The sequence below is a fragment of the Streptomyces sp. NPDC059008 genome, from assembly GCF_042749045.1.
Lineage (GTDB): Bacteria > Actinomycetota > Actinomycetes > Streptomycetales > Streptomycetaceae > Streptomyces.
Genome location: NZ_JBHYJC010000003.1, coordinates 232,599 through 257,464, shown reverse-complemented (window position 1 = coordinate 257,464; position 24,866 = coordinate 232,599). Strand labels below are relative to the sequence as shown.

Sequence of the window (24,866 nt, the reverse complement as noted above, 5' to 3'; positions counted from 1 at the left end):
CCCTACGAAGCCCGGCAGCGACACGGCCGGCGGCGCCCGGGAGGACGGCGCCCGCCGTTGTCTGTATCTGTACGGCCTGCGGGCGGGCTGCGTTCAACCACCTGACCGGCACTTCGGGCCTTTTCGGGTGACGGCGCTGCCGGAGCGGACACCTCCCCCACACGCGCCTGGAGGCCGGACCGGGTGAACGGTCCGGCCTCCAGGGCGGTCGAGGTCGAGGGAAGGAAGAGGTCAGCGGGCCGGTGCGTCCAGCAGATCGGTGACGAACTTCCGCAGGCGGCCCGCGTGGACGCCGGTGACGCCGTGGATGACCTGCGCGCCGTAGGCGACGGCGATGCCGCTGCCCGCGCTGGTGGTCCACCGGGTCCGGTGGGCCGCTCCAGACGCTGCCGCCGGACGTGGTCTCGATGTAGAACTCGCCTCCGCTGTCGGCCTCGTCGAGTACGACGCCGATCCGGCCCAACCGGCGAGGGGCCACGGACGGGTCGGGGATGCCGTCGACATGGGTGGGCACCTGCTGGCCGGCGGTCAGTTCGGTGTAGCCCCAGGGGGCGGCCGCGTGGATGGACGGCAGGGGTGTAGTACTCGACGACCGCCTGCTGCCACTCCTCGACCGTCAGCCGTCCGTCACCGTCCCGGTCCAGAGCCGCGAACGCCTCCCGTGCTTCCAGGGCGTCCACGAACGCCGTCTCGGCGGGCTGCCCGTCCTCGGCCACCCCGGCGAGCTTCGCCAGGCACCGCCAGTACTCCCGCGCGCCGGAGGCGATGGGCAGCGGAACAGGCGGGTGGAGGTGCCGACTTCGCGGTCCGCCCTGCGCGGTGGACCGGAGGCCGCGGCCGGTCCTCCCGCCACGCGACACCAGCGGGGTGAACCCGTCGGCTCTCCGCCTCGGACGGTGACGTCGACACAAGCGTGCGCGGTCAGCGGGTTCGGGGGAAGGCGGCGCGCAGGGCGGATCCGTTGACGATGAACGCGGCCGGGGCCAGGGCGATCGCGCATGCGGCCTGCATCAGGACGAACCACAACGGGAGGGCACCGGGGATCGTGTCGACAGCGATGATCACGGGCGGCATGATGATCGTGATGAGGCGTATGCGCAGATAGGCCCATCGCGCCCCGCGTGCGGCGAGGACGGTCAGCCAGTAGGTCACCGCGGCGCTCGCCAGCACTCCGGCCGATCGGCCCCACATGAACGGGGTCACCGGCCGTCCGGTGATCGCGAGGACGACGACCGTGACGAGGACTGCGGCGCTCAGCGCGCCGTAGGCCGCGACGAGGAGCTTCACCCTGCCGAAGTCCGGTCGGGTGTCCGGACGGTTCAGGTGGGTGGGCTCGACCGTGGTGCGCTGGGTGGTGTCCATGGTTCCTACTTCCGTTGCGTTGTCCGGTGCGATCTCCGGTGCGATGTCGACGTTAGGAAGCGCGTGGACGGCGCGGTATCGGCCTGGACGTACGGGTGGGTGGGGCTGGACCTACTCCCGAGCCGATCCGGGGGGAATCCGGCTCCGGGCGGCGCACAGTGGACTCACCGAGCCGACGTGAGAAGGAAGATTCATGCGACAGCTGAAGTCGTGGGTGGCAAGCGCCTGCGTGGGGTTCGTGCGAGCGTGCGTGGTGACGGTCGTCAGCATGCTGGTACCGGCCGTATGGGCCGCCGCCGTGGCCCTGGGGATCTGGTGGGGCGCGGCGAACCCCTGGTCGTGGGTGGCGCCCCTCGTGCTGGTGGGCGTGGGCACGCTCGTGCTGTCCCGCCCCGTCTGCCAGTTGGTCCGCCGCCTCGTCGCGAGGTGGACCGCCACCGTCGTCCCCTCCGGCTACCGGCAGGCCGGACCCGTGACGCGGATGTCCACCGGCTACTGGTGGAACGGCTTCAGTTACGAACGCACCAGCCGCGACGCCCTCCTGGACCAGAAGTGGCGGGTCCGGTGGGGCGACCCCGCCAACTGGCGCGATGTGCGGTTCACAGCGATCGCGCCGCTCACCGCGGGCGTGGTCGCGTCCCTCCCGCCGGCCGGGGTGGCCGCGGCGGTCCTCGGGCTCGGCCAGTCGGAGTCGGCCGCACGCGTCGTCGGGGTGCTCGGCCTGGTCGTGGCCGTCGCCGGCGCCCCGTACGCCTGGCGGCCCGTCGAACCGGTGGCCGTCCGCTTCCTGCGCCCGTCGCCCGCGATGGCGCTGGCGGAGCGGGTGGACGAGCTGAGCGCCCAACGCGCGGACACGACTGTCGCGCAGGCCGCCGAGATCCGCCGGATCGAACGGGACCTGCACGACGGGGCGCAGGCACGCCTGGTCCTGCTCGGTCTCTCCTTGGCCACCGCGGAGAAGCTGATGGAGACCGACCCCGACCGGGCCAAGGAGCTGCTGCGGGAGGCGCGAGCCGGCGCTGCCACCTCCCTGACCGAACTCCGCGAACTGGTCCGGGGCATCAACCCGCCGGTGCTCAACGACCGAGGGCTCGTCGACGCCCTGCGCGCCCTTGCCCTGGACAGCCCGCTCGAAGCCGCGGTCGGCGCCGAGGTGTCGCTGCGGCTGGACCCGCCGATCGAGTCCGCCCTGTACTTCGGGGTCGCCGAACTGATGACCAACGCGGTCAAGCACGCCCGTGCGTCCCGGGCGCGCATCCGCGTCGCCCGGGACGGCGACGACATCGTCGTCGATGTCGAGGACGACGGTCGGGGCGGGGCCGGCGAGCGAACCGGCGGTGGACTCGCCGGGCTGCGCCGCCGCCTCGCGGTCTTCGACGGCACCCTGGAGATCAGCAGCCCGGCAGGCGGTCCGACCCGTGTCAGGATGGTCGTGCCATGCGAATCGTTGTAGCCGAAGACCTCTACCTCCTGCGCGACGGGATGGTCCGCCTCATCGAGGCCTACGGACATCAGGTGGTGGCGACCGCGACCACCGGCCCCGAGACGCTCGACGCGCTGCTGACGTGGCGGCCGGACGTCGCCGTCGTCGACGTCCGCATGCCGCCGACCCAGTCGGACGAGGGCCTGCGGGCGGCCCTGGCCGCGCGCCGCGAACTGCCCGGACTGCCGGTGCTGATTCTCTCGCAGTACGTCGAACAGCTCTATGCCCGCGAGCTCCTGGCCGACGGCTCCGGTGGGATCGGCTACTTCCTCAAGGACAGCGTGTTCGACGCCGACCAGTTCGTCGACGCCTTGGAGCGCGTCGCCGGGGGCGGGACCGCCATGGACCCGGCCGTCATCGCGAAACTGCTGTCCAGCGGGCCCTCGAACCGGCGCCTCGGGCAGCTCACCGAACGCGAACACTCCGTGCTCGGCCTGATGGCCGAAGGGCTGTCCAATCAGGCCATCGGCCGGCGGCTCTTCCTCAGTGACAGCGCCATCAGCAAGTACACCACCTCCATGTTCGGCAAACTCGGCATCACCGACGACGACAACGGCAACCGCCGCGTCCTGGCCGTCCTCGCCTACCTGAACAACCCCTGAGTACCGCTCAGATCCAGGCGGCCGCGGAGGCCCGGGTCGGCCCTCCGCGGCCGTTGTCAGTGGGTGCGTGCATCATCGTTCCCATGACACAGAGCACCACTGAACCGCTGCACACGCTCGCCCGCGAGCATCTGCCCGCCGAGATCGCCGAGCGGTGGATCGGCCTGCTCCGGCCGAGCCTGCGCCTGGAGAACGCCACGGGCACGGGCACGGGCACGGATCCAGTCGTCGGCCGGCTCGGCGGCCTGCCGGAGCTGCCGAAGGGCGCGGAGTGGCCCGTATGGGAGGGACACGGCCCGCTGTCCTTCGTCGCCGCACTCGACTGTGCCGCGCTCCCCTCCACCGCCCTCGACATCGCCCTGCCGGAAGACGGGACGCTGGCCTTCTTCTACTTCGACGGACAGGTGGACGACGGCTGTGCGGTGGTCGCGCCCGACGAGCCCCACACCTGGGCGGGTGCGCGGGTGCTGTACATACCGGCGGGCGTTCCGGTCGCCGAACGGGCCGCGCCGGCGGAGCTGCGGCCGTTCCCCGAAGTACCGCTGACGGCCCGCGTGGAGACGACCGCGCCGTACCTCGGGCATCCGGTGGTCCACCGGGAGTTCGCACCGATGCCCGCTGACCACCCGGTGCGCAACGAGGACTTCGAGGAAGCCCTGTGGGACCACGGCGAGGGCACGGAGCACCGCATCGGCGGGCACGCGAACCCGGTGCAGGATGCGGTGGAGTTCGAGGTCGCCCGCGGCGCCCTGGACAGCCCGCCGTGGGACGACCCCCGCATCGAGGAGGAGGCTCTGCGCTGGGTGCTGCTCGCCCAGTTCGACACGGATGACGACGCCGACATGATGTGGGGTGACTGTGGCGCCCTCTACTGGCTCATACGCCCCGAGGACCTCGCCGAACGCCGCTTCGACCGCGCGATGTTCACCTGGCAGTGCAGCTGAGGGGAGTCGGTCCGGCCCGGCCGGCTCGGGTGTCATCGACTGACGGAGTCGGTCCGGCCGCGTTCGCCCAGCACCTCCAGGTAGTGCGGGTTGTGCATCACACCGAGGATGTTGCCGAACGGATCGAGTACGGCTCCGGCTCGGAAGTCGCCGTAGTCCCGCAGCGGCTCGTGCTCCTTCGCGCCGAGCCCGTACAGCCGCGCCATCGTGGCATCGACGTCGTCCACGTGCCAGTACGCGACCACGCCGGCCGGGGCGGAGGGAGTACGGGAGATCCCGAACTCCTGCAGATGGTCGCCGAGCCGGAACTCGATGTATGTGGGGCGCTCGAAGTACGGCTCCACGCCCAGGACTTCGGTGTACCAGGCGCGGGCGGCGGCCAGGTCGTCGGCGTGGTAGCGGATGGTGGCAAGGCCACGGAACGTCGTCATGCGGGCAAGTGTGCAGCGTATATAGGTCGGTTCCTGACCTATATCGTCTCGTCGCTTCGGTCGACGAGGAGCATCGCGGCGTCGTCCGCCAGACGGCCCTGTGCGTGGCGGATCAATGCCTGGTGCAGCTGGTTCAGGAACTCCGGCGGGGTACAGGTGTCCACCGCTTCCATGGCCCGGGGCAGGTCGAAGAACGCGTTGTGGCGATCGCGCGCTTCGATCACGCCGTCGGTGTGCAGCAGCAGACGGTCGCCGGGCGGGAAGGGATAGCTCTCCGCCTTGACGGGAGGACCGATGATGAAGTCTTCCAGGCCGAGCGGCGGCAGGGGCGTGCTGGGGGTCAACGCCTGGACCTTGCCCCCGCGCAGCAGCAGTGGAGGCGGATGGCCGCGGTTGACCACCTGGACCACGGGCTCGTCGGGCACCTCGGCCACGAGCGCGGTGACGAAGTCCTCGGCCCGATTCTCCTCCTCGGCCCGGCCGACCGCACCCGGCACGGCGCACTCCCGCCGCAGCGCGGCCGCGCAGTGGTCCATGACCTCCACCAGGTCGTCCTCGTAGTGCACGGCCTCCCGGAACGCGCCCAGCACGGCTGCGGCCAGGCGCACGGCAGGCAGTCCCTTGCCGCGGACGTCCCCCATGATCATCCGCACCCCGTACCGGGTGTGCACCACCTCGTACAGGTCACCGCCGATCTCCGCTTCCGACTCGGCCGCGAGGTACAGGCTGGCCGCCCGCACCGGACCCAGCCGGGCGGGTACCGGCCGCAGGAGGACTTGTTGGGCCGCCACGGCGACCCGGCGCACCTGATCGAGCTCGCCCTGCCTGCGCGTACGCACGGCGTTACTCGTGGTGACACTGGCGACGGAGACCACGAGCAGCCCCAGGAGGTTGCTGTAGATCTGCTGGCCGCCCCACGCCTGATGCAGGGTGGCGGTGATCAAGCTGACGCCCAGTGCTCCGGCCGCTACGGAGAGGGTGCCTTTCGGGCCCATCGTCAGCGAGGCCAGTGCCGGCATCGCGGTGAGGAGAGGACCGGTGTACAGCACGTGGGCGGGTGAGAGTTCGATCCCCAGCCCGAGCAGCACGATCACGAACGGCACACACTGCGCGAACCTGAAGAGGACCCGGCTATGACCGCCTGCCCCTCCTGGTGGAGGGCGTGCGCGGAAGAGCGACCACATGCGTACAGCCTGCCTCGCCGAGGGTGAGTGTTCCACTCCGGACCCGCCCGGCCCTGGCGCACGACCTCCCCGTCAGCCCTGGTGCACGACCACCTCCCCGCCGACGATCACGGTCTCGGCGACCGTGCCGGGGATGTCCTCCGGGCCGACCCGCAGGACGTCCCGGGAGAGGACGAAGTCGGCCAGCTTGCCGACGGTCAGCGACCCCCGGTCCTCTTCCAGGAAGTTGGCGTACGCCGAACCCATCGTGTACGCGTGCACCGCGGTCTCCACGCTCACCGTCTCCTCCGGCCGCCAGGCCGCACCACCGACCAGCGGCTGCCGGGTGACGGCCGTGTAGATGCCGATCATCGGGTCCATCTCGGCGACGTTCCAGTCGCTGGAGAAGGCCAGCACGGCACCCTCGGCGTGCAGGCTGCGCATCGGCCAGGCCTTGTGCCGGCGCTCGGGACCGACGTTTCGCGCCCAGTCCTGGCCGGGCCCGGCGATCTCCGGGGCGCAGTGCCGCGGCTGCATACAGGCCACCACTCCCAGCCGGGCGAAGCGCGGGGTGTCGCGCGGGTCGAGGCATTCGACGTGTACGACCTGGTGGCGGGCGTCGCGCGGCCCGTTGACCGTGCGGGCCTGCTCGACGGCGTCGAGGACGGTGCGGATGCCCCGGTCGCCGGTGGCGTGGACGAAGCACTGGAAGCCGCGGGCGTCCAACCTGGTGGGCAGGTCGCCGAACTCCTCCGCCGGGTAGAAGGTCTCGCCCCTGTGGTGGCGGCAGCCCCCGGCCGGCCGACTCATAGGCGCGACGGCTGCCGCGCCGGGCGGCGCTGGCGGAGGTCGGGTGTCCCCGAGTGCGGTGCTCGGCGGGGAGGACCCCAGACCAGCAGGGATACCAACTCACCTGATGCTCAGGCACGTCACGCCCCGCCGAACCCGAACACCCTGTCGCGCCAGTCCGTGTCAGACATTCCGCCGTCGAGCGCCTCACTGATCGTCCGCTCTTCGTAGCGGAAGTGCGATTCCATGATCGCCGCCAGTCCGTCGAGTTCGCGCCCGATCGCTTCCAGGGCCGGACCGCGCGATGCGGCAGCCCGGTCGGCGAGTTCGCCCACCCGGGACAGGATCGAGGTGATCAGTCCATGGTCCTCGACGAGAAGCGCGACCGTCGGGGCAAGATCCGGACGTTCCCGTAGGAGTAGGGAGAACATCCCGTTGTCCTCACCCTGGTGGTGCGAGGTCAACGCGGCACAGAAGGCCAGGCAATGGGTGAGAAGTACATCGTCGCTCAACCGGCGGTGTCCCAGACCGGTCCTGATCTCACCGAGCCGGCGGCGCAGTTCTTGATGCGCTTGCGCGAGCTGCCGACTCAAGGCGACCACACGGTCGCCGTCACGGGAAGCCACGAATGGCGGTCCCTTCGATTCCGCACCTCCATGCCTGACGCCGTCCGTCACCGGCACGCGATGCTGGCGTCAGCTGATCACGCGACGCGGTGGAACGGCAAGCCCGGCGGCCCTTCGTCGAGTTCGCCGAAGGGCCGCCGGGCAGCCCCCGGGATGCGTCCAGGGAAGCAGGGTTCGATCACATCGGCTCGGTGCGCGCCCCTCACTCGTACATCACGTACTCCGGTCGCGGGGTGAGCGCGAGGACCTCCTTCGGGGTCATCAAGCGGCTCCCCTCCGCGTCCTCCTCGTAGAACAGCTTGAAGCCGGAGTGGACGCCGTCGGGCAGCCGCGCCACCAGCCGGCGCCAGGTGCCCCGCTTCAGCCCCGGCGAGCCGATCCCGTCGACGCTCTTGATCAGCGCAACGCCGGGCTGCGGCCGCAGCGCGGACTCCGCCCGCAGGACGGACTCCGCGACCTGGTGGAAGACCAGCGGCTTCTCCGGCAGGTCGTGCTCCGCCACCAGGCCGGAGAGGTAGCGGGCGACGCGGGTCACCTCCCGTCCGCTGGTGTGCCCGTACTTCCCGCCCGGCACCTCGCCGGGCCCCATCTCCCACTCCGGGTCGAGTGCGATGCCGACATCGGGATGGACCAGCCACTCGCGCAGCGCCCGCACCTCGTCGAGGGGGGCCGCGCGGCCGGGCTGGATGTTCAGCAGGAGCAGCGCACGCCGCTCGCGGGCCATGCCGTGGAAGCGCCGAATCGTGGCGGCCGGGGTCCGCGAACGGTAGGTGCCGTCGCGCCCGGCCGACGCGTTGGCGACCGTCGCCAGCAACTCCAGCACCGGCAGCGGCTCGCGCCCGGCGGCGTACCCGTGCGCCACCTTCTCCACCTCGGCGGCGCGGGCGCGCAGGTCGCCTGTACCGAGCCGGCCGAGCGCCGCCGCACCGGGCACCCCGCAGAAGCCCACCAGCCGGTATCGGGGGAACAACTCCCGCCCACCACACGGCAGTTCGGGCCGACGATGCGCCCCGTGCCGACCGGAACCGGCCGACGCGGAACGAGACGGCTCCGCGGAGGCCGAGGGCTTCGAGGACCGGTGCGGCCCCGTCGGCTCCGATGCCCGCGGGGGCGGCGGCGCACCGTTCGCCGGATCGTCCGGCCCTGCCGATTCACCGCATCCCGCGAGGAGTCCGAGCCCCGTCGCCACGGTGGCGGCGAGCACCGTCCGGCGACTCGTCCCGCTCACCCCGTCCGGTCCGCCCGTCGCCCCCGCACTCGCATCCGCACTGTCGCCCCGGTCCGCCACGTCGCCTCCCGTCCGTGTCACACCCCCGCATCACGCGCCTCTCCAGAGCACACCCCACGAAACCGCCGAGTTCGCCCACCGAACCCGCTCGCCCTCGGGCCCGCCGGATGGCTTGCGCGCACAACCTGCCGGACCGGACTAGGACCGACCCGTCGGACCGGCCTGGGACCGGTCCGACGGGGCAGGGGCGGCAGCCCAGGACGACGTGCCGTGGATGGTGTGGATGGCCTGCACGGCACACCCCATGCGGTCGATGGCGCGGAGGACTTCGCGGCGGGCCCGTTCGCTGTCGCCGGGCGGGAAGGCGACACGGAGCTGATGCCCGTAGGCCGTCTCGTACGTCAGCTGCCAGCCGGGCTCGGTGACGACGAAGTGGTCCTGTCGACTGCCGTCGTGTGCGTAACCACCGCGGTCCGAGGTGGGGGCGAGCGCGTCGCGCAGGATCCGAAGGCGCTCGGTGTAGGGGAGGTCTCCTTCGTCGAGGCGGACGTAGATGTGGTCACGGTCGATCGCCGCATCGAACCAGGGGGCGGCTTCCGGTTCGCGGTGCAGGAGTTCGGAGCTGATGCGGCCGCTGATCCACCCGTCGAGAAACGCCGCGGCCCCGCCGTCGAACCGCTCGTAGTCGTTGTCCCGTGACCAGATCACCACCGACCAGGACTCGGGCGGCCCTTCGGTCAGCCAGCACAACTGCGCTGCGTCGTCGGTCACTGCCCAGGTGAGCAGTCCACCCGGTTCCGGGAAGAAGGGATGGGGGTGGTCCTCGGGCCGGCGCTCGCGCATCGGCCCGAAGTCCTCCAGGAGGTGTGCTTCGAGCCGGACCGGGTTGTCGTCGCCGAACGGGGTGCACAGGCACAGTGCGCCCCAGAAGTCACCGCGGCCGTAGGTCTCGACCAGCTGTTTGTAGTCGTCCGGCAGCCGGGTGCCCAGCGTCCGCTCTGCCTCGGCCCAGTCGCCGTGCCCATGGATCGCCTCGGCGGGCGGTGGCACCCGTTCGATGACGCGGGCGAGGGGGCTGTGGGCATCGATCATGAGCACACCTTAGAACCGATAGGCGGGAGGTGCGGGCCGAGCGTGAGTGCGGCGGCAGCGGCGCCGGCCGCCGCCCATACCTTCACCCACTTCGTCGACTTCTGGCGGCCATGTCGGCGCGGGCGGTGGCGCGTTCGGCGGGTGGTGTCGCGACGGAACCCTTGCCGAAGGCGCCAAGAGGGTCTACTGGTAGGTGTGGGGCTGGGGTGGCCTTGTGCCTGCGCGCTCACCGCCCGAGGGGGCCTTGGAGAGGCACAGTGGCTCGGAGATCACCCGACAAAGGCGGTGCGGAGAATGTCGGGTGAGCGGGGCCAGCGCCGCCGCACGATGAGGGCATGGATGACACGACTTTGGTATCCCGATTCCTCCGCGACGGCTTCGTGAAGTTGGAGGGCGCCGTCGCCCCGCGCGTGGCAGCGGACTGCGCGCGGCTTCTGTGGCGAGAGACGGGCTGTGACCCGGACGATCCGGCGACGTGGACGCAGCCCGTGCACTGGGTGGCCGGCATGGCGCAGGGGCCGTTCGCCGCCGCACCCAACTCCCCGTCCCTGCAGCACGCGTACGACCTGCTGGTCGGCGAGGGACGCTGGGAGCCGCGCTACTCACTGGGCACGTTCCCGCTGCGCTTCCCGCACGAGGAGGAGCCGGACGACGCGGGCTGGCACATCGAGGGGAGCTATCTGCCGGAGGGCGAGAGCTGGTACTTCACGAATCTGCGCTCCCGGGGCCGGGCGCTGCTGATGCTGTTCCTGTTCAGCGAGGTCGGCGAAGAGGACGCCCCGACCCGGATCCGGGTCGGCTCACACCTCGACGTGCCGAAGGTGCTGGAGAAGTACGGGGAGGACGGGGCGAGCGGGCTGACCCTCGCGCCCGACCTGGTGGCGGCGTCCGACCACCGGCCGCTCGCCCTCGCCACCGGGTCCCCGGGCGATGTCTTCCTGTGCCACCCGTTCCTGGTGCACTCGGCGCAACCGCACCATGGGGTGCGGCCGCGCTTCATGGCCCAGCCGCCGCTGATGCCGGCCGCGCCGTACGAACTGGAGCGGGCCGACGGCGCGTACTCACCCGTGGAGATCGCGATCCGTCAGGGCCTGGGGCAGGACACCGTGCCGCCCACTTCGCCGCGCACCTGACCTACGGGCGGACGCTCTGACCGCTCGGGGGCGCAGGGCAGTTGACGTCGGGCCCCGGAGGGGTGCCGAGGACACCGGCGACGAAGGCCGCCAGCTGCCCTCGCATCTCCTCCCGGGACACGCGCTTGTCGCCGGCCAGGTACTCGACGAGGTCGGCCCGGGTGGCGGCGAGCAGTGCGTGGGCGGTGAAATCGCCGGCGGTCGGATGCGGGATCCGCTCCAGCAGGTCCCGGAGCAGGGTGTGCCACCGCTCGTAGTGTTCGGTGCGATAGGGGCTGTCGCTGCCGGTCTGCTCCAGGGCCAGCGCGAGGTGACGGTTGTCGAGCTTGAAGCACAGGACGGCGTCGAGCAGGGCCGGTACGCGCTGAAGCGGCGGGGCGGTGGGCCCCAGGGGTGGCGGGCCCTCCTCGACGGCCTTGCCGATCGGTTCGAGGCGGGCTTCGTACAGCGCACGGATCAGCCCGGTGCGATCGCCGAAGGCACGGAAGAGCGTCCCCTTGCCGACACCGGCCGCCGCCGCGACGTCGGCCATGGTGACCTCCTCCGGGCTCTGGCAGCGGGCGAAGAGCGTGTCGGCGGCCGCGAGGACGGCCGCCCGGTTGCGCGCCGCGTCCTTGCGCGGTCTGCGCTCGGTCATGTGGTTCCTCCAGTTGCGATGCGGACCGGCGGTCCGTATCTTCATAGAAGCGGACCGTCGGTCCGCATCGCCATCGTACGCGACGGAGGACTCATGCCCGGACCCATGCCCGAACCCACGTCTGAACCCACGTCCGGCCCCATGTCCGAACCCACCCCAGGGCCCCTGCCCGCGCACACCTCGCCCGCAGAGGTGTACCGCCACGGCCTGCGGCTTCTGCTGGACAAGGACATTCCCGCCTGGGTCGGCCTATGGGCCGCGGACGGTGTCATGGAGTTCCCCTTCGCTCCCCCGGGCCGGCCCGAGCGGCTGGAGGGCAGGGAGGCCATCGCCGCCTATATGCGCGACTATCCCGACCACATCGACCTGCACGACTTCCTCGACGTGCGGATCCACCAGACCACCGTCCCCGGGACCATCGTCGTCGAGATGCGCGGCGTGGGCCGGGTGGTGCGGACCGGCGGTCCCTTCGACATGACGTATATCGCCGTCGTATGCGTGCGGGACGGACGCTTCACCTCCTACCGCGACTACTGGAACTCCCTCGCCGTCCACGCCCCCGGCATGGACTTCGCCAGGAGCGACGCCCGATGACCAGCTCCGCCGCCACCCTCGTCGTCGGCGCCACCGGCACCACCGGCAGCCGTACCGCGGCGCAACTGACCGCCGCCGGCCACCGCGTCAAGGCCGCCAGCCGCCGCGCCACACCGGTCGCGGGCGCGGAACCGGTCCGCTTCGACTGGTACGACCCCGCCACCTTCGACGGCGCGCTCAGCGGAGCCGACCGCGCCTATCTCGTCCCGCCCGTGGGGGATCCGGACCCGGCCGCGGTCATGCTGCCCTTCCTCCGGCAGGCCCGCGCCGTCGGCGTCCACCGCGTGGTGCTCCTCAGCTCCTCGGCCATCCCCGAAGGGGGCCCGGCGGTGGGGGCGGTGCACGGGGCCCTGCCCGGCCTGTTCGAGCAGTGGGCGGTGCTGCGGCCCTCCTGGTTCATGCAGAACTTCACCGGCACCCACGGCCACGCACACAGCATCCGTGAGGACGGCGTCATCCTGACCGCCGCCGGGACCGGCCGGGTCGGATTCGTCGACGCCGAGGACATCGCCGCCGTCGCCGTGCATGCCCTGACCGACGACCACGCGCCCGACTCCGACCTGATCCTGACCGGGCCGGAGGCGCTCAGCCACGACGACATCGCCACCGTCGTCACGGAGGTCACCGGCCGCCCCGTGACCCACCGCGCCCTGACGTACGAACAGCTGCGTGACCGTCTGGCCGCGCAGCTGCCACAAGAGTTCGCCGCGATGCTGGCCGGTATGGACCGTGCCATCGCCGAGGGAGCCGAGGACCGGACCACCGACACCGTCCGGCGCCTCACCGGACGCCCGCCGCACGATTTCCGGGCGGTCGCCGAACGGGAGCTGGCTCAGGGGACCCGGCCATGACCCGTCGGACAGGCCTTAGGATCGGACGGTGAAGCAGAGCGCGACGCTGGCCGGGGCCTTCGACGAGCTGGCCGACAGCTACGATCACCGGCACCACGAGGAGATCGCACGGGCGCTGATCGCATGGGTGCCCCCCGGTGAGGGCGACGCGGTCGCCGACGTGGCGTGCGGAGCGGGAGCCGTCGCCCGGCAACTCGCGCGGAGCCGGCCCGACACCGCGCGCCCCGTCCTGGCCGTCGATCTGTCCCCCGGAATGGTCGCGGTGGGCCGGGCCCGTGCCGCGGGCCTGGTACCTGACACGGCGATCGACTGGCGGGTCGCCGATGCCGTACCGCTGCCGGTTGCCGATCACTCCCTGGACGTCGTGCTCTGCGCGTCCTCGCTGCACTTCCTGGGGCGCCGGGCCCTGACCGACTGGCGGCGCGCCCTGCGCCCGGGTGGCCGGGTGGGCTTCACGCTGCCCCTGGCCACGCACTTCCGTCCGTCGGGGCGCTTCTCGGGCCATGTCGCCCGTGATCTGCCGCTGCCCCGGACCGCGCAGGAGGCGAGCGCCTGGGCGGCGGAGTGCGGATTCACCGAGGTCGATTCCCGCGTCCTCGTCCTCGGTACGCGTCGCGTGGTGCTGACCTCGGCCGTGGAACCGGGCGATCGCTGAGGCGACGGGCCCCGGCGCGCGTCGGCCAGGGCGTGTCCGATGGGCCAGGGGCAACACGGGCGGTCCCCCTCGCTACCGGCGAGGACCTGTGGGACGGTCGAGGTAGCTCGTTCGGCGGCCGTCCCAGGAACGACCCAACGGGTCCCGCACCGCCCGGACGCACAGCCCGGCCGGGGTGAGGACCGCGAAGTACAGCGCGGCCAGGCCCAGGTGCCGCAGCCGCTCAGTCCATCGGGATCGCGGCACGCCAGTCGCCCTCCTCCCGCCACTCGGGCTGGTCCCGCTTGTCCAGCAGGAAGTCGCCGAGGACCAGCAGATCGATCCGGGTGCGCATGAAGCAGGCGTACGCCTCCTCGGCGTCGCGCACGATCGGCTCCCCTCGCACATTGAACGAGGTGTTCACCAGCACCGGGCAGCCGGTGCGGTCCCGGAAGGCGGTGAGCAGCGCGTGGAAGCGGGCATTGCGCTCGGCCGACACGGTCTGCACCCGGGCCGAGCCGTCGACATGGGTGACCGCCGGGATCGTCGAGCGGGGCACCCGCAGCAGGTCCAGCCCCGTGGCCCCTTCGGACGCGGCCTCGCACTCCCGCCGCCGTGCCGCGGCGACCTGGGCGGTCAGCAGCATGTACGGACTCTCCTGCGTCAGGTCGAACCAGTCCTTGGCGTCCTCCGCGAGCACCGCGGGCGCGAACGGACGGAAGGACTCCCGGAACTTGGTCTTGAGGTTGAGGGTGGACTGCATGGCCGGGTCGCGCGGATCGGCGAGGATCGACCGGTTGCCCAGCGCCCGTGGTCCGAACTCCATCCGTCCCTGGAACCAGCCCACCACCTTTCCCTCCGCCAGCTCCGCCGCGACCCGCTCCACCAGCTCCCGCTCCGGCAGCCGTACGGCGGGGTAGCCGCCCCGGGCCAGGAACTCCCCGACCTCCCGGTCGCGGTAGCCGGGGCCGAGCAGCGCCCCCGCCATGGCGTCGGTGCCGCGCCCCACATGCGCGCGGGGCGCTCCGCGGCGGTGCGACTCGGCCAGGGCCGCGCCGAGCGCCCCGCCCGCGTCACCGGCGGCCGGCTGGACCCACATCTCGTCGCAGACCCCGTCGGCCAGGATCCGGCCGTTGGCCACGCAGTTGAGCGCCACACCGCCGGCCAGGCACAGCCGTCGCTCGCCGGTGCGTGCCAACGCCGTCCGGGCCAGCCGCAGCATCACCTCCTCGGTGACCTGCTGCACCGACGCCGCCAGGTCGAACTCCCTTTCCGTGAGGGGGCCTTCGGGTGTCCGGCGCGGCCCGTCGAAGAGCTCCTCGAAGGCCCTCCCGACCATGGTCCGCCCGTACTGGAAGGTGAAGTGACGCAGATCCAGACGGAACGAGCCGTCCGGCCTGACGTCGATCAGCCGCTCCCGGATGAGCGGTGCGTAGCGCGGCGTCCCGTAGGGCGCCAGGCCCATCAGCTTGTACTCGCCCGAGTCGACCTTGAAGCCGCAGAAGTAGGTGAACGCCGAGTACAGCAGGCCGAGCGAGTGCGGAAAGCGCAGTTCCGCGAGCGGGACCAGCTCGGTGCCCCGGCCGTGCCACAGTGTCGTCGTCGCCCACTCCCCCACGCCGTCGACGCACAGCACCGCCGCCGACGGGTACGGGCTCGGGAGGAACGCCGACGCGGCGTGCGAGGCATGGTGCCGGTAGGCCACCACCGGAGGCAGCGGCCGCCCGGGCGCCAGTTCGCGCAGGTGCGCCCGTACGTCGTCCAGCGCCCGCCGCTTCCAGCCGGCCCACTGCGGGAACGCCTGGCGGAACACCGAGAAGCCGTGCGGGGCCGTGGCCAGCCAGGTCGCCGCCACCCGGCGGAACTTCAGTCCGGGGTCCTCGTAGAACGCCACGGCCGCCAGCTCGTCGAGGCGCAGGCCGGCCTCGCGCAGGCAGAAGGAGACGGCGCGCGAGGGGAAGCCGGGGTCGTGGCGGCGCCGGGTGAACCGCTCCTCCTGCGCCGCCGCGAGCGGGGTGCCGCCGGCCACCAGCGCGGCCGCGCTGTCGTGGTAGTAGGCGGAGACGCCCAGGACCGGGCGGTGCGGCCCGCCGGGGCCCGAGCGGTCGGTGCGCGCGCCGCCCATGCCGCTTTCCATGTCAGAACAGGGGGTAGACGGACGCGTCGTCCTCGGGCTGCGGCCGCAGTCGGGACGGCGGCGGAGCCTGGGCGGCAGGCCGGTCCGGCGGGACGGCGGGCGAGGGCTCGGGGTGGCCCCGGTGCCGCAGCCAGGAGGCGAGGCGGCGGAGCGCCGATGCGGGCGCCGCGCTGCTGTCGTCGGGCATGGATGGGCTCCTCACGCCAGGTCGAGGCGGTCCGCCAGCTGCCGGGCCACCAGGTCGTACCCCAGGTCGGTGCAGTGCACCCGGTCGATGAACAGCCAGTCCTCCGGGCCGGCGGCCTCGGCCAGTGCCACGTTCATGTCCAGGAAGGGGACATCGAGGCGGGCGCATCCGGCGGCCAGCCGGTCCGCGTAGGCGCGGCCCACCGCCATGGTGGAGATGTCGTGGTGGAACCGGCGGAAGTTGGACACCTCGTCCAGCTCCTCGAAGAGCTGCTGCTCGCGGGGCAGCGGCTCCGCACGCACCCAGGGCGCGAGCGGCTGGAGGACGAAGGTCAGCCGGGCCCCCAGGGCGTTGGCGAGCGACTTCCACCCACCGAGATGACGGAGCGTCAATTCGGTGGCGTGCGCCACTCGTCGGTCCGGTGGCGGGACGACGTCGGGGGCGGGTCCGCAGTCGAAGAACGCGCCGTGGCGGCCCTGCTGCTCCTCTGGCAGCCGGCTGAGCACCAGGTTGTTGACGCCGGAGAGCAGCACGATGTCCTCGACCGGCGGGAGTTCGTGCTGGAACAGGGTGAACAGCAGGAGTTCCTGGGCGGAGTTGTGGCTCTGCCCGGCGATGTTCAGCCAGGGCAGCCGGGGTGCGTGGGTGTTCCACAGTCGTGCGGTGATCGTGGCCGCGTCACCGGTGGCGCCCACACCGAAGACCGCGGAACTGCCCGCGAGCACCCGTACCGGGCCGTCGGGGCGGTCGTCGCCGACGGTCGCCCGGAGCCCGTCCGGGCCCGGGGTGACCCGGAAACCGTGCCGGTCGGTGGTGTAGACGGGGGTCTTCTCATTGCCGTACTGGAAGTACCCCAGATAGGGCTGGTCCTCCAGGACGAAGGTGTAGTGCTCCATGTGCGGGGTGAACTCGGCGCGGGGTGACGTCATCGCGAAGGGGCTCCCGTCGGTGCGCGGTGCGTGGCTGTGGTGCCTTCCGTGGTGACCGGCGTCCTGCCGTGCGCGGGTGCGGACCGTGCGCACGGCGGGTGCGGGCGGGGCGGTGTGCGCTCAGCGGGCCGGCATCGGGGGCGGGGGCTCGGGCAGGGAGCCGGGGCGGTCCTCGCGGATGAGGTCGGCGTTGATGGCCATGCCGGCCAGGCCTCCGCTGGCGGCAGCCATCGCGGCCTGCTGCATGTTCCGGCCGAGGTCCCCCGCCACGTACAGCCGGGGCAGGCTGGTGCGGCCGCGCTCGTCGGTCTGTACGGACTCCAGGTCCGGAGCCTGCAGCCAGGGGCGCAGCGGGGCCACCCGGGGTTCGATGTCCAGGTGCAGGAAGAGCGCCCCGAAACTGGCGGACCGGCCGTCCTCGAAGAAGACCTCGACACCCTCGGGATGCGGCTTCACCTCGCCGACCCCGTCGGTGACGACGGGCACACCGGCCGCGGTGAGCCGGTCGCGTTCGTCCTGGGGCAGCGCGCGCCGGTCGGTGAGGTAGGTGATGCTGTCGGACCAGACCGTCAGGGTGGCGGCCAGGCACTCGCTGGGCACGGTTCCCCCGTACACGGCGAAGCTGCGTGTCCGTACTTCCCAGGCGTGGCAGTACGGACACTCCAGGACCGTCCTGCCCCACAGGTCGGCCAGGCCCGGGACCGGCGGCAGCACCGAGCGCACACCGGCGGCGTACAGCAGGGTGCGGGCACGGAAGGTGCCGAACTCCTTGGTGGTGACCCGCACATGGTCGCCGTCGGGCTCGGCCGACACCACCTCGTCGTCATGGAACGTCACGTCGTAGGCGGCGAGTTGGGCGCGGGAGCGGGCTCGGAAGTCCGCGATCGTCGCCCCGTCGTTGGTGAGGACGTTGTGCATGACGCCCGCCGCCATGTTGCGGGCGTCGCCCGAGTCGATCAGCAGCACCCGGCGGCGTGAACGGCCCAGATAGAGCGCCCCGTTGAGGCCGGCCGGGCCGCCTCCGACGATCACCGTGTCGTAGAGCTGTGTGTCCAAGGGTCATCCTTTGTCGAGAGGGTCGTGGTGCGGGGGCGGATCGGACGGCGGCCGGTCGGACGACGGTGGTGGTGCGCCGGGCGCCGGGGGTCCGGCGGGCGCGGGCCGGCCGGCGGGCGCGGAGTGGTCCTCGCGCAGGGGCGCGAGCAGCAGTAGGGCCCCCGCGGCCAGGACGGCCCCGCACACCACGAACACCGCGGGCACGGACAGGGCTTCGGCGAGCAGTCCGCCGAGGGTCGCACCGACCGGCATGGTGCCCCATGCGCACAGCCGGGACACGCTCATCACCCGGCCCTGGAGGTCTTCCGGGGTGAGCCGCTGGCGCAGCGACATCACGGGGATGTTCCAGCCCATCATGAAGACGCCGTTGGCGGCGAGCGCCAGCGCGGCCAGGACCGGGTGGCGGACCAGGCCCAGCGCGGTGTAGGCGGCTCCGGACGCCACCAGGGACCACCGGGCCAGACGTACGGTGGGCAGCCGGGCGGCGGCCCGGGGCGCCAGCCAGCTGCCGGCGACGGCGCCCAGCGACCCGGCGGCGAGCAGCAGCCCGTACCCGGTCTCGCTCAGCCCCAGGGTGCGGTCGCTCAACAGCACCAGCATCGAGAAGGTCGCCGAGAACACCAGGCCGTACAGGGCGCTGGCGGCCAGAGTGAGCCGCAGGGTGCGGTCGGCCAGGACGAAGCCGAGCCCCTTGCGGATGTCGCGCAGCACGCCGCCGGCCGGCCCGCCGGGTGCCGCCTCGCGGCCGGGGCGGACGAGCGGGGCGAGGCCGCACAGCAGCAGTGCGGCCAGCGCGTAGAGCACCCCGCCGGTGGCCAGCGCCGCGGCCGCGGTCAGGCCCACCAGCAGGCCCGCCACGGGCGGCCCGGCCGTTTCGTTGAGCACGATCTGCGCTGCCATCAGCCGCCCGTTGGCGCGCTCCAAGTGCCGCTCGTCGACCAGGCGCGGCAACATCGCGGGCGCCGCGGTGTCGGCGAGGGTCTCGGCGATGCCCAGCAGGAACGCCAGCGCGTACAGCAGGGCCAGCGGGCGGTCGTCGGCGAGCACCAGGGCCGCCCCGAGCAGGGCCGCCGCGCGGACGAGGTTGCTGCCCAGCACGATCCGGCGCCGGTCAACGCGGTCCACCAGGACGCCCGCGGGGAGCGCGAACAGCAGCCAGGGCAGCATGTTGACCGCGGTCAGTCCGGCCACCGCCGCCGGGTCGGGGTGGTGCGCGACCACCAGCAGCGGCAGCAGGGTACGGGTGACGCCGTCGCCCGCGTTGGAGGCGGCCGTCGAGGCCCACAGCCAGCGGAACGGGCGGCCCAGGTCCGCGCGGCGGGCCGGGCGGGTCCCGGACCGGGCGGTACTAGTCAACGGCGCTCCCCTCGGGCCACGCGCGCAGGCCCAGCAACCGCTCGCCCAGTTCGGTCAGCGTCGCCGGCCCGTACAGCTCGGCCTCGTCCTTGCGCACCCCGCCTTCCGGCGGATGCGGCGGGATCCGCTCCCGCCAGAACCGCACCCGGGCCTCGCGGAGGTCGGCGTTCTCCTGCCAGGCGGGTGCCATGGTCAGGTACTGGGCCATGCGCACCCGGTCCTCGGACACGTTGGGGTGCACCCCGTGCGGCAGCAGACTGTTGAAGATGATCAGGTCGCCGGGTGCGACCTCCGGTGTGGTGATCGAGTAGCCGGTGATGTCCGGCGTGCCCGGGTCGCGGTCGGCGGGCTGGTCGCTCACCCACTTCTCCCACTCGGTGAAGATCTCCGGCACGCACTGGAACCCCCCGACCTCCTCGTCGCCGTGGGTCAGCGAGAGCACCGCCTGGCAGCTCACCGGCAGCGGGTCGGTGGAGGTGTCCACGTCCCAGTGGACGAATCCGTCGAAGGCGCGCGCCCCTCGGTTGGGCGGGTTGACGTTGGCGAAGTCGATGGTGACCCACAGGTCGGTGCGGTCCCAGATGTCGGCGAAGGCCCCGTACACCCGGGGGGTCTGCCGGACGTCCCACTGGGCCTGGTGGTTGTACATCTCGACCAGCCCGCTGTGGCCCGGCAGCCGGTCGTTGCCGGTGTGCGGCGAGGTCCAGGTCGAGGGGGCCTCGGGACGCATGTCGAGGAAGGAGTACAGGCCGTCGGTCAGGGCGGTGACCGTCTCCGGCGCCACCGCCTGACGCACGATCACATAGCCTTGCGTGGTCCATTGTTGCCAGTCCGCGGGGGACAGGACGCGCAGTGGTTCCGTCTTGTGGATGTCTCGCAGTGGGATGGCGGCCACGGGCACTCTCCAGGGACACGACGCCTGCACAGGATCGGGTGGGACGGGCCGGCCCCGACATGTCCGATTCGGCCAAACTTCGCCCGGTCGAATGTCGGGGGAAACGGGTATGACGGGGCGCTGGACGGGGGCTGGGGGTCACTCGATGATCAGGCGGCGTTCGGGCAGCACCACGGCGTCCAGCTCGGTCCCCGTGAGCAACTCAAGTGCCTCGTCGAGGCGGTTGAGCAGGGGGCGGCCGCCGCCGTTGGCGCTGGTGTTGATCAGTACGGGCAACTCCGTGCGGGCGGCGACCGCGTGGCACAACCGGTGCAGCAGGGGCTGGGCGTCGGGCCGTACGGTCTGCAGGCGGGCCGTGCCGTCGATGTGCCGCGCCTCGGCGAGCTGCCGGGACCGGTCGGGCCGCACCCGCACCGCGAACAGCATGGTCTCGGTGTGGTCCAGGGGGCCGGTGAAGTACTGGTCGGCCACCTCCTCCGGGCAGATCGGCGCGACCGGGCGGAACCACTCCCGTTGCTTGATCGTCTGGGAGACGTAGCGGCGGGCGCCGCTCCAGTGCGCCGAGACCAGCAGCGAACGGTGGCCCAGCGCCCTCGGCCCGGTCTCCAGGCCGCCCTCCAGCCAGGCCACGCAGCGCCGGGCCGCCAGCAGATCGGCGACGGTCTGGAGGAACTCCTCGTCGTCGGCCGGGCGGCGCAGGGACAACCCGAGGTCGGCCAGTCGCCGTGCCGGGCCACCGGCTGGGGCCGTGTCGTCGCCGTCCACCGTGTCCAGGCCCGCCAGCGGCGGTCCGGCGTAGGCCAGCGACGTGGATCGCGAGCGGCTGCGCAGTGCCGGGCGGTCGGCCGGGTCGGCGACGGCCAGCGCCGCGCCCAGTGCGATCCCCGAATCGTCGCAGCAGGTCGGGATGGACACCCGGGTGAACTGGCCGCACTCGGCGAGGCGGCTGTTGGCGGTGATGTTGAGCGCACAGCCGCCCGCGTAGCAGAGCGTGGTGTAGCTGGGGAAGCGTCGGCTGACGCCGGTGACCAGTCGCGTCAGGTCCCGCTCCACGGCGGTCTGCAAGGTGGCCGCCAGGTCCCTGCAGACGCGCTCGTCGGGGGAGGCCCCGACCACGGTCGTCCGGCCGTCCGCGGTGCGGATCTCGTCGGGGAAGACCGAGCCGAAGGAGTGCACCACGTCGTCGTCCGAGGAGTCGGCCAGGCCCGCGTCCAGATATCCGCCGCTGTCCGGGTCGTACTCCCACCAGGTGTCGGCGTAGCGCAGGGCGGTGCCGGTCAGCCGATCCTCGTCGAGCGGCTCGAAGAGGTCCGGGGAGGCACGGCGGACGGACTGCGGGACGAGCATGGCGTGCAGCACCGGCAGCAGCGAGGCGTCGCTCTCCCCGGTGGCCGTCAGCCCGAGCAGCTTGCCGGTGTCGAACTGGCTGCCGTGGACGCGTCGTGCGAGGGCTTCGTAGACCAGGCCGAAGCGCGGGCCGGTGCGGTTGGTGAAGGACATCACCGGCGTCAGCTGGTCGCCGTCGCCGAGGCAGACCATGCCGCACTCGGCGTAGTTGGCGGTTCCGTCCAGGGCCAGCACCAGGGCCTTGCGGGCCCCGGAGGTGTAGTACGCCAGCGCGGCGTGCGCGTAGTGGTGGCGCACCGCGGTCAGCGTGATGTCGCCGAACCCCTTGGCCAGCGGCCAGTCCAGGGGTTTGATCACCCGGGTGACCGCGTCGGCGAGTCCGGTGCCGCCGGTGGCCGTCCAGCGGGCGTCCTCGTTGACGAGCTCGACCAGCGCCGGGGGCAGCACCTGGCACCTCGGCGTGTACCAGTCGGCCACGGCGATCCCGGTCACCGGGCTCGCCGCCCGCTCCCGCAGCTCCGCCAGCCACTCGGCGGCGGCCCGCGGGAAGTCGCCGTTGCCGCCGCACACATGACGCAGCCCCAGTCGGCGCTCGGCCTCGATGACGCGGTAGCCGCCCGCGTCGGTGAGCGCGGCACCCGCGTCATGGCCGAAGTGCATCCCCATCGTTGCCATGGAACCAGTCACCCTTCCTCGGCCCGGAGGAGAGTCGCGGGGCCGGGTCGTGGATCGGCAGCCCGCCTCACGGAGGGGGCGGGCCGTTGCGGAGAACGTCGGGACGGGCCGGGTCAGGACAGGGTGGCGAGGCCCTGGGCGTGATGGCGCTCCAGGAGGCCCTGCACCACCTCGCGCATATAGGCGCAGTAGCCGGGCGACATCAGCTGGATCGAACCGTTCTCCTCCTCCAGCGCTCCGGCGGAGCCGCCCGAGCAGGTGCCCTGGAGTTCGCAGCCCTGGCAGCCGGGGCCGTTGGTGTAGGCCCGCATGCCGTAGTCCTGGTAGGCGGGAGAGGAGAAGATGCCGCGCCAGTCGTCGATGGTGCCGAGCTTGCGGGCGGTGGCCTTGCAGGCGAAGACGCTGCCGTTGGGCTCGATGGAGAGCTGACGGCCGACCGCCGGGCAGGTCTTGTAGTCGGCCTGCTCCGCCCACTTGGCCTCGTCGATGATCATCTGGAAGGTCTGGTACCAGTAGCCGCTGAGCTGCACCCCGCGCTCGCGCCCGTAGTCGACGGCGGCCAGCAGCCGCTGCGCCACGTCGTGCGGGCTGTGCTGCTCGAAGAACTCCCTGGCCTGGAACGACACGATGACGTCCAGGGCGTCCAGCCCGGCCTCGGCAACGAAGTCGATGAGCGGGGTGCCCCACTTGTCCCAGGTGTACTGGGAGAGCACCGAGGTGATGCTGACCGGGACGCCCGCGCCCTTCATGTCGAGGATCGCCTTGCGGACCACGGCCCACGGTGTGCGCTGCTGCTGTCCGCCGCGGAACTCGCCGGTCTCCGGGACCAGATAGTCGATGGACACGGTGGTGTCGACGCGGTGCCTGGCGAGCGCCGCCAGCAGCTCGTCGTCGATGCGGGAGCCGTTGCTGGTCAGGTCGTAGGAGAGGGTGACCCCGTCGTAGCGGTCGCCGAACGTGCGCAGCACGTGCAGGATCGTGCCCCGCGCCAGGGTGGGCTCGCCGCCGAAGAACGAGACCGTCAGATGGCCGCCTCCGTTGGCCTTGCGCAGCTCGACGGCTTCCTTGACGGTCTTCTCGGCGACCTCGCGCGACATGTGCATCGAAGGGTTGCGGCCCTCGTCGGCACCGTGGTTCCAGTCGCCCTTGGCGAGCGTGGGGCCCGAGTCCTGCCGGAGCGGGCCGGCGTCGTCGCGCGAGCGGCGCAGTTCGACCAGGACCGGTCCGGGTTTCACCGACTCGCCGGAGGTGTTGCGCTCCTCGACGCCGCCGTCGAAGTTGTACGCGAAGCAGCCCTGACAGGAGAAGTTGCAGGCGTTGGTGAGCACGAGCTGGATGGAGGAGTGGAACACACCGCTGCCCAGTGCGCTCCGTCGGCTCTCCAGCAGCCCGTCGATCTCCCGGGCCTCGTCGTGTCCGGCCTCGACGAGGAACCGGGCGTCGAGGAGGTCGCGCAGCGAGTCGTCGTCGGCCCGCTTCCTCAGTTGCTCCCAACTGAGGCCCTGGGAGGCCTCTTTGAGGAGTTCGACGATATCCCGGTCGATCAGCCGTGCATTTCCGAAGAGTGAATGAAAGGCCATGGTCCGCTCGTCGCCCTCGTAGGAGCCGAGCCGGCCCCCGAACGACGTGAAATCCCGGTCGCCCGCGGCACGCAGGGTGCGGACGTAGCGCGAGGACTGGTACATCGAATTCTGCATGGTGAAGGTTTCTCCCTGCGTCTTACGACTTCCGACCCGGCGTATCGCGCGGCCCCCGGGCGCGCGGCGTACGGCGTGCGACACGGCGCCGTGAAGGGGATTTCGGCGCGGGGCCGTGGGGCGCGGACCGGTCCCGGACCCGGGTCCGGCCCGCGCGACAGACCGGGGCCCGGCCGGTGGGCAGGGCCCCGGGGAACCTCAGCCCTTAGGCCGACGCACCCTCTTTCCGCTGCTCAGCGGAGGTCGAGACGACCTCCGCCTGCTTGCGGGCGGGTGTGATGGTCGGGGCGTTGCCCTTGTCCGGCGACACGAACGCGCACGGGCGGGACGACGCGGTGACCGCGGGGCGGGCGACCTTCTTGACTTCGGCCATCTGGCCTCCTCAGTAAGTGCGACTCACAACGCGCCCCACTGAAGCAGAAGAAATGAACGCTCGATAAGACTTCTACCGGTCATGCTCGGAAAAACACCTCGCTCACATTTCCCAACACTTTCCGAGCGTTCCACGGAGAATGGATCTTTCAGTATTCGGCGGGTGCTGCGCTGAGCGGCCAATTCGCCCGCACGCCCGCGTGATCCCATACGGCCGGGCGCGTCGCCGAGCGCACTTCGATTTTCTTTGCGCGGGATGAGATCCAGCCAGAAGCGGGGTGGGACGGAGCGCGGCCGGGGCGGACCGGCGGTCCCGGCGCGGTGACAAGGCGTGCGCTCCCCGCCACCGCCCGCAGCGTTCCGCGGGGTGGCGGACGACTCGTGGGGCGTCCCCTCGTGACCGGGCGCATACGGAACGCATCTCCTTTGACCGTGCCGGGGTGGCGTGCCTACGCTCGGAAGAGACGTCGTTGAGAGTGCAACATCGATTGCCGCGACGTCGGCGAAGCAGGTCGGAGTCCTGCGAAGTCGCCCCGCCGGTGCGGCCGGGGCCGCACGCGTTGCCGGCGCACGTGGGTGGGGCCGGAGAACTCCACATCGATACGCCGATGACCTCGGTACGCCGACGCATCGGCCAGGCACCAGC

Annotated in this window: 26 protein-coding genes; 7 read left to right on the top strand and 19 right to left on the bottom strand. The window is 72.1% G+C overall.

From position 1 onward, the window contains the following. Positions 1–2: 2 nt before the first annotated feature. The gene (locus ACFWZH_RS06440; RefSeq protein ID WP_384426783.1) at positions 3–680 is read right to left on the bottom strand and encodes an EF-hand domain-containing protein; all 678 of its coding nucleotides are present in this window, start codon (positions 678–680) and stop codon (positions 3–5) included. 241 nt (positions 681–921) lie between these two features. Then, complete coding sequence (locus tag ACFWZH_RS06435; protein ID WP_384426288.1) at positions 922–1,362, bottom strand: hypothetical protein; 441 nt, start codon at positions 1,360–1,362, stop codon at positions 922–924. Positions 1,363–1,555: 193 nt separating this feature from the next. On the opposite strand from ACFWZH_RS06435, the gene ACFWZH_RS06430 reads away from it, so the two are divergent. The 3 genes from ACFWZH_RS06430 (at position 1,556) to ACFWZH_RS06420 (ending at position 4,391) form a co-directional block, all read left to right on the top strand. Next, positions 1,556–2,815: a sensor histidine kinase gene (locus ACFWZH_RS06430; protein ID WP_384426284.1), complete on the top strand. Its 1,260-nt coding sequence runs from the start codon at positions 1,556–1,558 to the stop codon at positions 2,813–2,815. Next, complete coding sequence (locus ACFWZH_RS06425) at positions 2,800–3,447, top strand: LuxR C-terminal-related transcriptional regulator (protein ID WP_384426281.1); 648 nt, start codon at positions 2,800–2,802, stop codon at positions 3,445–3,447. The genes ACFWZH_RS06430 and ACFWZH_RS06425 overlap by 16 nt, the downstream gene beginning before the upstream one ends. An 83-nt stretch (positions 3,448–3,530) precedes the next feature. Further along, positions 3,531–4,391 (top strand): YwqG family protein, encoded by an 861-nt coding sequence (locus tag ACFWZH_RS06420; protein WP_384426279.1) that lies wholly within the window; start codon positions 3,531–3,533, stop codon positions 4,389–4,391. 32 nt (positions 4,392–4,423) lie between these two features. On the opposite strand, the gene ACFWZH_RS06415 is transcribed toward ACFWZH_RS06420, so the two are convergent. The 6 genes from ACFWZH_RS06415 to ACFWZH_RS06390 form a co-directional block, all read right to left on the bottom strand. Further along, positions 4,424–4,822 carry a VOC family protein gene (locus tag ACFWZH_RS06415; RefSeq protein ID WP_384426276.1) on the bottom strand — a complete coding sequence of 133 codons (399 nt, stop codon included), beginning with the start codon at positions 4,820–4,822 and terminating at the stop codon, positions 4,424–4,426. 38 nt (positions 4,823–4,860) lie between these two features. Further along, the gene (locus ACFWZH_RS06410) at positions 4,861–5,925 is read right to left on the bottom strand and encodes a PP2C family protein-serine/threonine phosphatase (protein WP_384426273.1); all 1,065 of its coding nucleotides are present in this window, start codon (positions 5,923–5,925) and stop codon (positions 4,861–4,863) included. Positions 5,926–6,078: 153 nt separating this feature from the next. Beyond that, entirely contained in the window at positions 6,079–6,795 is a 717-nt protein-coding gene (locus tag ACFWZH_RS06405) for an amidohydrolase (protein ID WP_384426270.1), read from the bottom strand. Positions 6,796–6,914: 119 nt separating this feature from the next. After that, a complete protein-coding gene (locus ACFWZH_RS06400; protein ID WP_384426267.1) occupies positions 6,915–7,400 on the bottom strand; it encodes a hemerythrin domain-containing protein in 486 nt (161 codons plus the stop codon). Between the two features lie 202 nt (positions 7,401–7,602). Further along, positions 7,603–8,370, bottom strand: a complete 768-nt coding sequence (locus ACFWZH_RS06395) for a hypothetical protein (RefSeq protein WP_384426263.1) — start codon at positions 8,368–8,370, stop codon at positions 7,603–7,605. Positions 8,371–8,826: 456 nt separating this feature from the next. Then, positions 8,827–9,720, bottom strand: a complete 894-nt coding sequence (locus ACFWZH_RS06390) for an SMI1/KNR4 family protein (protein ID WP_384426260.1) — start codon at positions 9,718–9,720, stop codon at positions 8,827–8,829. A 335-nt stretch (positions 9,721–10,055) separates the two neighbouring features. Between ACFWZH_RS06390 and ACFWZH_RS06385 the strand changes: the two genes are divergently transcribed. Continuing rightward, positions 10,056–10,853: a phytanoyl-CoA dioxygenase family protein gene (locus ACFWZH_RS06385; protein ID WP_384426259.1), complete on the top strand. Its 798-nt coding sequence runs from the start codon at positions 10,056–10,058 to the stop codon at positions 10,851–10,853. Position 10,854: 1 nt separating this feature from the next. Here the strand turns inward: ACFWZH_RS06385 and ACFWZH_RS06380 are convergent, their stop codons facing one another. Beyond that, positions 10,855–11,490: a TetR/AcrR family transcriptional regulator gene (locus ACFWZH_RS06380; RefSeq protein ID WP_384426256.1), complete on the bottom strand. Its 636-nt coding sequence runs from the start codon at positions 11,488–11,490 to the stop codon at positions 10,855–10,857. A gap of 141 nt (positions 11,491–11,631) precedes the next feature. On the opposite strand from ACFWZH_RS06380, the gene ACFWZH_RS06375 reads away from it, so the two are divergent. From ACFWZH_RS06375 to ACFWZH_RS06365, 3 genes are read left to right on the top strand one after another with little or no spacing between them, the layout of a single operon-like run. Next, complete coding sequence (locus tag ACFWZH_RS06375) at positions 11,632–12,084, top strand: nuclear transport factor 2 family protein (RefSeq protein ID WP_384426253.1); 453 nt, start codon at positions 11,632–11,634, stop codon at positions 12,082–12,084. Next, positions 12,081–12,935, top strand: coding sequence for an NAD(P)H-binding protein (locus ACFWZH_RS06370; RefSeq protein WP_384426250.1), 855 nt, complete (start codon positions 12,081–12,083; stop codon positions 12,933–12,935). The genes ACFWZH_RS06375 and ACFWZH_RS06370 overlap by 4 nt, the downstream gene beginning before the upstream one ends. A gap of 28 nt (positions 12,936–12,963) precedes the next feature. Continuing rightward, positions 12,964–13,590, top strand: coding sequence for a class I SAM-dependent methyltransferase (locus tag ACFWZH_RS06365; RefSeq protein WP_384426247.1), 627 nt, complete (start codon positions 12,964–12,966; stop codon positions 13,588–13,590). Between the two features lie 72 nt (positions 13,591–13,662). Here ACFWZH_RS06365 and ACFWZH_RS06360 read toward each other — a convergent pair whose 3' ends face one another. From ACFWZH_RS06360 to ACFWZH_RS06315, 10 genes are all read right to left on the bottom strand, one after another. After that, positions 13,663–13,836 carry a hypothetical protein gene (locus ACFWZH_RS06360; protein ID WP_384426244.1) on the bottom strand — a complete coding sequence of 58 codons (174 nt, stop codon included), beginning with the start codon at positions 13,834–13,836 and terminating at the stop codon, positions 13,663–13,665. Then, a complete protein-coding gene (locus ACFWZH_RS06355) occupies positions 13,814–15,694 on the bottom strand; it encodes a carbamoyltransferase (protein ID WP_384426241.1) in 1,881 nt (626 codons plus the stop codon). The genes ACFWZH_RS06360 and ACFWZH_RS06355 overlap by 23 nt, the downstream gene beginning before the upstream one ends. Before the next feature lie 13 nt (positions 15,695–15,707). Further along, positions 15,708–15,893 carry a hypothetical protein gene (locus tag ACFWZH_RS06350; protein ID WP_384426239.1) on the bottom strand — a complete coding sequence of 62 codons (186 nt, stop codon included), beginning with the start codon at positions 15,891–15,893 and terminating at the stop codon, positions 15,708–15,710. A gap of 11 nt (positions 15,894–15,904) precedes the next feature. Next, complete coding sequence (locus ACFWZH_RS06345; protein ID WP_384426236.1) at positions 15,905–16,822, bottom strand: SGNH/GDSL hydrolase family protein; 918 nt, start codon at positions 16,820–16,822, stop codon at positions 15,905–15,907. A gap of 120 nt (positions 16,823–16,942) precedes the next feature. Further along, positions 16,943–17,878, bottom strand: coding sequence for an NAD(P)/FAD-dependent oxidoreductase (locus tag ACFWZH_RS06340; protein ID WP_384426233.1), 936 nt, complete (start codon positions 17,876–17,878; stop codon positions 16,943–16,945). 3 nt (positions 17,879–17,881) lie between these two features. Next, entirely contained in the window at positions 17,882–19,234 is a 1,353-nt protein-coding gene (locus ACFWZH_RS06335) for an MFS transporter (protein ID WP_384426230.1), read from the bottom strand. Next, entirely contained in the window at positions 19,227–20,129 is a 903-nt protein-coding gene (locus ACFWZH_RS06330) for a phytanoyl-CoA dioxygenase family protein (protein ID WP_384426227.1), read from the bottom strand. The genes ACFWZH_RS06335 and ACFWZH_RS06330 overlap by 8 nt, the downstream gene beginning before the upstream one ends. A gap of 138 nt (positions 20,130–20,267) precedes the next feature. Beyond that, on the bottom strand, positions 20,268–22,151 hold the full coding sequence (locus tag ACFWZH_RS06325) for a carbamoyltransferase C-terminal domain-containing protein (protein WP_384426224.1): 1,884 nt from the start codon (positions 22,149–22,151) through the stop codon (positions 20,268–20,270). Between the two features lie 113 nt (positions 22,152–22,264). Then, complete coding sequence (locus tag ACFWZH_RS06320; RefSeq protein ID WP_384426221.1) at positions 22,265–23,848, bottom strand: radical SAM protein; 1,584 nt, start codon at positions 23,846–23,848, stop codon at positions 22,265–22,267. 205 nt (positions 23,849–24,053) lie between these two features. After that, entirely contained in the window at positions 24,054–24,221 is a 168-nt protein-coding gene (locus ACFWZH_RS06315) for a hypothetical protein (protein WP_384426219.1), read from the bottom strand. Positions 24,222–24,866 lie beyond the last annotated feature (645 nt).